Source organism: Blastococcus sp. CCUG 61487 (genome assembly GCF_005222955.1).
Taxonomy (GTDB): Bacteria; Actinomycetota; Actinomycetes; order Mycobacteriales; family Geodermatophilaceae; genus Blastococcus.
The window spans coordinates 1-651 of the sequence record NZ_LWUA01000102.1; the positions used below are offsets into that span (position 1 = coordinate 1).

General features: G+C 77.6%; 2 pseudogenes. One reads left to right on the forward strand and one right to left on the reverse strand.

The annotated features are described in order from the left end of the window. Window positions 1-258, reverse strand: a pseudogene (locus tag A6V29_RS21205) (hypothetical protein); the annotation flags it as partial. 181 nt (window positions 259-439) lie between these two features. Here A6V29_RS21205 and A6V29_RS21530 point away from each other — a divergent pair. Further along, window positions 440-651: pseudogene (locus A6V29_RS21530) on the forward strand (hypothetical protein); the annotation flags it as partial.

Sequence of the window (651 nt, forward strand, 5' to 3'; positions counted from 1 at the left end):
GGACTGCGGGCTGGGCGGCGGCCCGGTCGGGCGCGCCCCGGGCACCGGCGGCAGCCCGTCGCGCACGCCCGGCGGAGGAGCGGACGGAGCCGAGGGTCGCTCGTTCTCCCGGCGGGCCGCACGCCTGCGGTGGGCGGTGCTGCCCGAGCGGGCGAGCAACTGCTCGACCGTCAGCGCTTCGGCGTCGGTGCGGCCGCGCCGGGAGCCGTCGGGAACGCCGCGCCCGCGCGCGTCGTCGCCCCTCGGCTGGTCCCCCACCGCTGTCGGCACCCCGTCCGGAATCGTCTGCCTCGACCCCGCGCCAGGCGGGAGCCCCCACGATACGGCGAGGATCGACCGCGATCGGCCGACGCGCGCAAGCCCGCGCCCTGCCCGCGGCACCACCGGATCGTGTGCAACCGAGAGGTGCGCAACCCGCGACCTGCGTAGCGTTCTCGCGGTGAGACTCCCGTCGGTCCCCGGCCCCTCCGACGTGCTGGCCGTGGTCGCCGGTGCGCGTGACGGCGTGAGCGAGGCGCTCGCGCTGGTACCGCGCGCATCGGCGCTGCTCAGCCGCATGGACCAACTGCTCGACCAGGTCTCGGGCCTCGTGGCCCGGGTGGAGCGGGTCGTGGACCGAGCGGACGCCGTCATCGCGGCGGTCGACCGCAC